Source organism: Streptomyces sp. SID14436, assembly GCF_010548465.1.
Taxonomy (GTDB): Bacteria; Actinomycetota; Actinomycetes; order Streptomycetales; family Streptomycetaceae; genus Streptomyces.
The window spans coordinates 1-359 of sequence record NZ_JAAGMD010000258.1; the positions used below are offsets into that span (position 1 = coordinate 1).

Annotated in this window: 1 protein-coding gene; it reads left to right on the forward strand. The window is 67.7% G+C overall.

The window, feature by feature from the left end:
• The coding region (locus G3I53_RS09190; RefSeq protein ID WP_239063698.1) for an alpha-amylase family glycosyl hydrolase at positions 1-359 on the forward strand (359 nt) is incomplete at both ends.

Sequence of the window (359 nt, forward strand, 5' to 3'; positions counted from 1 at the left end):
TTCTTCTCCCACCAGCCGGACCTCAACTACGAGAACCCGCGGGTGCAGGAGGAGATCCTGGCCGCCCTGCGCTTCTGGCTGGACCTCGGGATCGACGGGTTCCGGCTCGACGCGGTGCCCTACCTCTACGCGGCCGAGGGCACCAACTGCGAGAACCTGCCCGCCTCGCACGCCTTCCTGAAGCGGGTGCGCAAGGAGATCGACGCGCAATATCCGGACACGGTGCTGCTGGCCGAGGCGAACCAGTGGCCCGAGGACGTGGTCGACTACTTCGGCGACTACGCCGTCGGCGGCGACGAGTGCCACATGGCCTTCCACTTCCCCGTCATGCCCCGCATCTTCATGGCCGTCCGCCGCGA